Source organism: Klebsiella planticola ATCC 33531, assembly GCF_000735435.1.
GTDB lineage: Bacteria > Pseudomonadota > Gammaproteobacteria > Enterobacterales > Enterobacteriaceae > Klebsiella > Klebsiella planticola.
The window spans coordinates 85887-92512 of the sequence record NZ_JMPP01000009.1 but is presented as its reverse complement, the minus strand read 5'-3'; the positions used below and the strand labels follow the sequence as shown (position 1 = coordinate 92512).

Sequence of the window (6626 nt, the reverse complement as noted above, 5' to 3'; positions counted from 1 at the left end):
CAACGCGCGTCATAACGCAAATGCAGCAGCGGGTAGGGGCGGCCATGGTCATCATGAGCGGATCGCCCGCTAACCACAAACCCCATATTCGCGTAAAACCCTACCGCCTGCGCGTTCTGCTCATTCACATCGGTTGTGAGTCGGGGGATCAATTCCAGAGCATACATGACTAACTGGCGACCCACGCCCATACCGCGAAAGTCAGGATCAACAAAAAGGGCTTCCAGATGCCGTTCAGACAGCAGCATCAATGCGCAGGGCTTGTCCTCATTCGTGACCGCAACCCATAGCGGCGCCTGAGGAAAAAATGCGCACACCTGCCGCTCAATTTCCCTTCGGTCCTGCGCTGAAAGAAAATGATGCGTTGCATCGACGGAACGACGCCAGATTTCAATCAGTTGTTCGCTCTCATCACTGCGCGAACGTCGAATCACTATATTCATGATATTTCCTTGCGATTAACCGCTGTATTCTATCCTAGAGATGGTTGAAACTTTCTCACCTTCCGCTTGCAGACTCGACATTTTCATTATTCCTGGTTATTGTTAGCTGTCTGGATGTCTAAACGTTTATACGTATGCTATGAGGTAATCAAGTTATGCCGATTCGGGTGCAGGACGAGCTACCAGCCGTCAATTTCTTGCGTAGTGAGAACGTCTTTGTGATGACCACTACGCGTGCAACAACTCAGGAAATTCGTCCGCTGAAGGTACTTATCCTTAACCTGATGCCGAAAAAAATCGAGACGGAGAATCAGTTCCTGCGCCTGCTTTCGAACTCTCCGCTGCAGCTTGATATCCAGCTTCTACGTATCGATGCGCGTGAATCCCGCAATACGCCAAGTGAACACCTGAATAACTTCTACTGTAACTTCGACGATATTTGCGACCAGAACTTTGACGGCCTGATCGTCACCGGCGCCCCGCTGGGGCTGGTTGAATTTAACGATGTTGCCTACTGGCCGCAGATCAAGCAGGTGCTGGAGTGGGCGAAAGATCACGTCACCTCTACGCTTTTTGTCTGTTGGGCGGTACAGGCCGCACTCAATATTCTGTACGGCATTCCTAAGCAGACCCGCGCAGAAAAAATTTCCGGCGTCTATGAGCATCATATTCTGCATCCTCACGCGCTGCTGACCCGCGGTTTTGATGACTCTTTCCTTGCCCCACACTCTCGCTATGCGGATTTCCCGGCGGCGCTGATTCGCGACTACACCGATTTAGAGATCCTGGCAGAAACGGAAGAGGGTGATGCCTACCTGTTTGCCAGCAAAGATAAGCGAATCGCCTTTGTGACCGGCCACCCGGAATACGACGCCCACACCCTGGCCAGCGAATTTTTCCGCGATGTGGAAGCCGGCCTGAGTCCGGACATTCCGTATAATTATTTTCCGCAAAACGATCCGCAGAACAAACCGCGGGCCACCTGGCGCAGCCATGGAAATCTGCTGTTTGCAAACTGGCTTAACTATTACGTCTACCAGATCACTCCATACGATCTGCGGAATATGAATCCGACTTTGGATTAATCCTCCAGATAACGCGATCCTAAAGCGTTTCAGCATTTTGCCTCTGGCACCTTCGGGTGCCTTTTTTGTTTCCGAAATTCAACTCACGATAAAGAATAACTTTAACTTCAATGTTATCAATATGTTGATTGTATATTAAATTAAAAATGGAAATTGTTTTTGATTTTGTAATTTTATTGAGTAGTCTTAATTGTGTTGAGCGAAAACCAGACAATGATCGTTCACTCGCGCCAACTGGATCAACCAATAGGAGCTACAAAATGACGCAACAGGCGACAATAACTGACGAACTGGCCTTCAGCCGGCCTTATGGCGAGCAGGAAAAGCAGATTTTAACGCCTGAGGCGGTAGAGTTTCTGACGGAACTGGTGAGCCGCTTTACGCCTGAGCGCAATAAACTATTGGCGGCACGTATTCAGCAACAGCAGGCGATTGACGCAGGAAGACTGCCTGATTTTATTTCGGAAACGGATTCCATTAGAAATGGTGACTGGACGATTCGCGGTATTCCCGCCGATTTACAGGATCGTCGGGTGGAAATCACCGGACCGGTAGAGCGCAAAATGGTGATTAACGCCCTCAACGCCAATGTGAAAGTCTTTATGGCCGATTTTGAGGACTCGCTGGCCCCGGACTGGAACAAAGTCATTGATGGCCAGATTAATCTGCGCGATGCGGTGAATGGCACCATCAGCTACACCAATGAATCCGGCAAGATTTACCAGCTGAAGCCCAATCCCGCGGTACTGGTATGCCGCGTGCGCGGCCTGCATCTGCCGGAAAAGCATGTGACGTGGCGCGGCGAGTCGATTCCCGGCAGCCTGTTTGATTTCGCGCTCTATTTTTTTCACAACTACAAAAACCTGCTGGCAAAAGGCAGCGGTCCTTACTTCTACCTGCCGAAAACCCAGGCCTGGCAGGAAGCGGCATGGTGGGGCGATGTCTTTAGCTATACCGAAGACCGGTTTGGACTGCCGCGCGGCACGATTAAGGCCACGCTGTTAATTGAAACCCTGCCAGCGGTGTTCCAGATGGATGAGATTCTGCATGCGCTGCGGGACCATATCGTCGGTCTGAACTGCGGACGCTGGGATTACATTTTCAGCTATATCAAAACATTAAAAAATCATGGCGACCGCGTCTTACCCGACCGTCAGGTTGTCACGATGGATAAGCCGTTCCTCAGCGCCTATTCGCGTCTGTTGATTAAGACCTGCCATAAACGCGGCGCGTTCGCGATGGGGGGAATGGCGGCGTTTATCCCCAGCAAAGATGCCGACCGTAACCGACAGGTCCTCGCCAAAGTTACCGCAGATAAAGAGCTGGAAGCGAAAAATGGCCACGACGGCACCTGGATCGCGCATCCGGGGCTGGCGGATACCGCCATGGCCGTCTTCAACCAGGTCCTGGGCGAACGCCCTAACCAGCTGTTCGTCAGCCGGGAAGACGATGCGCCGATAACCGCCGACCAGCTGCTGGCGCCCTGTGAGGGCGAACGTACGGAGGCGGGGATGCGCGCCAATATTCGTGTTGCGGTGCAGTATATCGAAGCCTGGATCTCCGGTAATGGCTGCGTCCCGATTTACGGTCTGATGGAAGATGCGGCGACCGCCGAAATTTCGCGGACCTCCATCTGGCAATGGATTCACCATCAGAAAACCCTCAGTGACGGCACGCCGGTCACCAAGACGCTGTTTCGTCAGTGGTTAGCGGAAGAGCTGATGGTCATTCAGGAGGAGCTCGGCGAACACCGCTACAGCAGCGGACGTTTTGACGATGCCGCACGCCTGATGGAACAGATTACCACCTCAGAGGAGTTAATCGACTTCCTGACGCTGCCGGGCTACCGCCTGCTGGCGTAACCAGCGGGCAACTTGGTTTGTCTTTTTGGCCGCGGCCAAACTGCTTTCACCGATAACGCCTGGGAAGCCAGGAGAAAATAATGGAGCATCTGCACATGAAAACCCGTACCCAACAAATCGAAGAATTAAACAAAGAGTGGACACAACCGCGTTGGGAAGGCATTACCCGCCCCTATAGCGCTGAGGACGTGGTGAAATTGCGTGGCTCAGTCAATCCGGAATGCACGCTGGCGCAGCTTGGCGCGGCCAAAATGTGGCGGCTGCTGCATGGCGAAGCGAAAAAAGGCTACATCAACAGCCTCGGCGCGCTGACCGGCGGGCAGGCATTGCAGCAGGCGAAAGCCGGGATTGAGGCGATTTATCTCTCCGGCTGGCAGGTGGCGGCGGACGCCAACCTCGCCTCCAGCATGTACCCGGATCAATCGCTGTATCCTGCAAACTCGGTACCTGCGGTGGTCGATCGGATCAACAACACCTTCCGTCGCGCGGATCAGATCCAGTGGTCGGCGGGGATTGAACCGGGCGATCCGCGCTATACCGACTATTTTCTGCCGATCGTGGCGGATGCCGAAGCGGGTTTTGGCGGTGTGCTTAACGCGTTCGAGCTGATGAAATCGATGATTGAGGCCGGTGCAGCGGCCGTTCATTTTGAAGATCAGCTGGCTTCGGTGAAGAAGTGCGGCCATATGGGCGGCAAAGTGCTGGTGCCGACGCAGGAAGCCATTCAGAAACTGGTCGCGGCGCGTCTGGCCGCGGACGTGACGGGCGTACCGACGCTGGTGATTGCGCGAACGGATGCCGATGCTGCCGATCTGATTACGTCTGATTGCGATCCGTACGATCGCGAGTTTGTCACCGGCGAACGCACCAGCGAAGGATTTTTCCGTACTCATGCCGGTATCGAACAAGCGATCAGTCGCGGTCTGGCCTATGCGCCGTACGCGGACCTGGTGTGGTGTGAAACTTCGAAACCCGATCTGGAGCAGGCGCGCCGCTTTGCCGAGGCGATTCACGCGCGTTTCCCGGGCAAACTGCTGGCCTACAACTGTTCGCCGTCGTTCAACTGGAAGAAAAATCTTGATGACAACACCATCGCTCACTTCCAGCAGTCGCTGTCTGATATGGGTTACAAATACCAGTTCATCACGCTGGCGGGGATCCACAGCATGTGGTTCAACATGTTCGACCTGGCCCATGCCTATGCGCAGGGCGAAGGCATGAAACACTATGTTGAGAAAGTGCAGCAGCCAGAGTTTGCCGCGGCTAAAGATGGCTACACCTTTGTCTCTCATCAGCAGGAAGTGGGCACCGGCTACTTTGATAAAGTGACCACTATTATCCAGGGCGGGGCTTCCTCGGTAACGGCGTTGACCGGTTCAACGGAAGAAGAGCAGTTCTGATTGCTGCCCGGTGGCGCTGCGCTTACCGGGCCTACGAAAGCGGTAGGCCGGATAAGCGAACGCGCCATCCGGCATGAGCGGATGCCGGATGGGGAAAAGCGATGACGCGTGGCCTGGAATTATTGATTGCACAAACGATTTTACAGGGCTTCGACGCGCAGTACGGGCGTTTTCTGGAAGTGACTTCAGGCGCTCAGCAGCGGTTTGAACATGCCGACTGGCATGCGGTTCAGCAGGCCATGAAGCAGCGAATTCACCTTTATGATCATCACGTCGGGCTGGTGGTGGAACAGCTGCGCTGTATTACCGAAGGTAAAAGCACCGACGTGGATTTTTTACTGCGGGTGAAAGAGCAGTACACGCACCTGCTGCCGGATTACCCTCGCTTTGAGATTGCGGAGAGCTTTTTTAATTCTGTCTATTGCCGGTTGTTTGACCACCGCTCGCTGACACCCGAGCGGCTTTTTATTTTCAGTTCTCAGCCGGAGCGCAGCTTTCGTTCCCTGCCACGACCGCTGGCGAAAAACTTCTTTCCCGATCGCGGCTGGGAGACGCTGTTAAGCAAGGTTCTCACCGACTTACCCCTGCGTCTGCCGTGGCAAAACAAGGCGCGCGACATCGGCTACATTAGCGCCAGCCTGCAGGAGGCGCTGGGAAGCGAGATGTTATCCCGCTCCCACTTGCAGATCGCGAACGAACTCTTTTACCGCAATAAAGCCGCCTGGCTGGTGGGTAAGCTGGTTACGCCGGTGGCAACCCTGCCGTTTTTGCTGCCTGTCCATCGCAGCGAGGAGGGCGAACTGTTTATTGATACCTGTCTGACGACTCACGCCGAAGCCAGCATCGTGTTTGGCTTCGCCCGTTCTTATTTTATGGTCTACGCGCCGCTGCCCGGTGCGCTGGTGGAATGGCTGCGCGACATTCTGCCGGGTAAAACTACCGCCGAACTGTATATGGCGATTGGCTGTCAGAAGCATGCGAAGACGGAAAGCTATCGCGAATACCTGCACTATATTGCCCGCAGCGATGAGCAGTTTATTGAGGCGCCGGGCATCCGCGGCATGGTGATGCTGGTCTTTACTCTGCCGGGATTTGACCGGGTATTTAAGGTGATCAAAGACCGCTTTGCGCCGCAAAAGGAGATGACCGCGGCCCACGTCCGCGCCTGCTATCAGCTGGTAAAAGAACATGACCGCGTCGGGAGAATGGCCGATACCCAGGAATTTGAAAACTTCGTGCTGGAAAAACGGCAGATTGCCCCAGCGCTGATGGCATTACTGCAGACGGAAGCCGGCGCAAAAATCACCGATCTAGGCGATCGCATTGTCATCAGCCATCTCTATATCGAACGCCGGATGGTCCCGCTGAATATCTGGCTGGAGCAGGTGAGTGGCCAGGCGCTGCGCGATGCGGTGGAGGAGTATGGCAACGCGATTCGCCAGCTTGCCGCCGCCAATATTTTCCCCGGCGATATGCTGTTTAAAAATTTCGGCGTGACCCGCCATGGCCGGGTGGTGTTCTATGATTACGATGAAATTTGCTACATGACCGAAGTGAATTTCCGCGACATTCCGCCGCCGCGCTATCCGGAAGATGAGCTGGCGAGCGAACCGTGGTACAGCGTGTCGCCGGGAGATGTCTTCCCGGAAGAGTTTCGCCACTGGCTGTGCGCTGATCCGCGTATCGGGCCGCTGCTTGAAGAGATGCACGCCGATCTGCTGCGGGCAGACTACTGGCGAGAGCTGCAGACGCGCATTCGTCACGGCCATGTAGAGGATGTCTATGCCTATCGGCGCCGTCAGCGTTTTTGCGTGCGCTACGGCGCGTTGCAGTAGG

At 54.6% G+C, this 6626-nt stretch carries 5 protein-coding genes; 4 read left to right on the top strand and 1 reads right to left on the bottom strand.

The genetic code is table 11. From position 1 onward, the window contains the following. The coding region (locus GRPL_RS22210; protein WP_032698403.1) for an acetyltransferase at positions 1-443 on the bottom strand (443 nt) is incomplete at its 3' end. A 155-nt stretch (positions 444-598) separates the two neighbouring features. On the opposite strand from GRPL_RS22210, the gene metA reads away from it, so the two are divergent. The 4 genes from metA to aceK all read left to right on the top strand — a co-directional run bounded on the left by metA (position 599) and on the right by aceK (position 6625). Beyond that, positions 599-1528 carry a homoserine O-acetyltransferase MetA gene (gene metA, locus GRPL_RS22215; protein WP_032689974.1) on the top strand — a complete coding sequence of 310 codons (930 nt, stop codon included), beginning with the start codon at positions 599-601 and terminating at the stop codon, positions 1526-1528. A 260-nt stretch (positions 1529-1788) separates the two neighbouring features. Continuing rightward, positions 1789-3390, top strand: a complete 1602-nt coding sequence (gene aceB / locus GRPL_RS22220) for a malate synthase A (RefSeq protein ID WP_032698401.1) — start codon at positions 1789-1791, stop codon at positions 3388-3390. Positions 3391-3485: 95 nt separating this feature from the next. Then, on the top strand, positions 3486-4790 hold the full coding sequence (gene aceA / locus GRPL_RS22225) for an isocitrate lyase (RefSeq protein WP_032689983.1): 1305 nt from the start codon (positions 3486-3488) through the stop codon (positions 4788-4790). 101 nt (positions 4791-4891) lie between these two features. After that, entirely contained in the window at positions 4892-6625 is a 1734-nt protein-coding gene (gene aceK, locus GRPL_RS22230; protein WP_032698399.1) for a bifunctional isocitrate dehydrogenase kinase/phosphatase, read from the top strand. Position 6626: the final 1 nt, after the last annotated feature.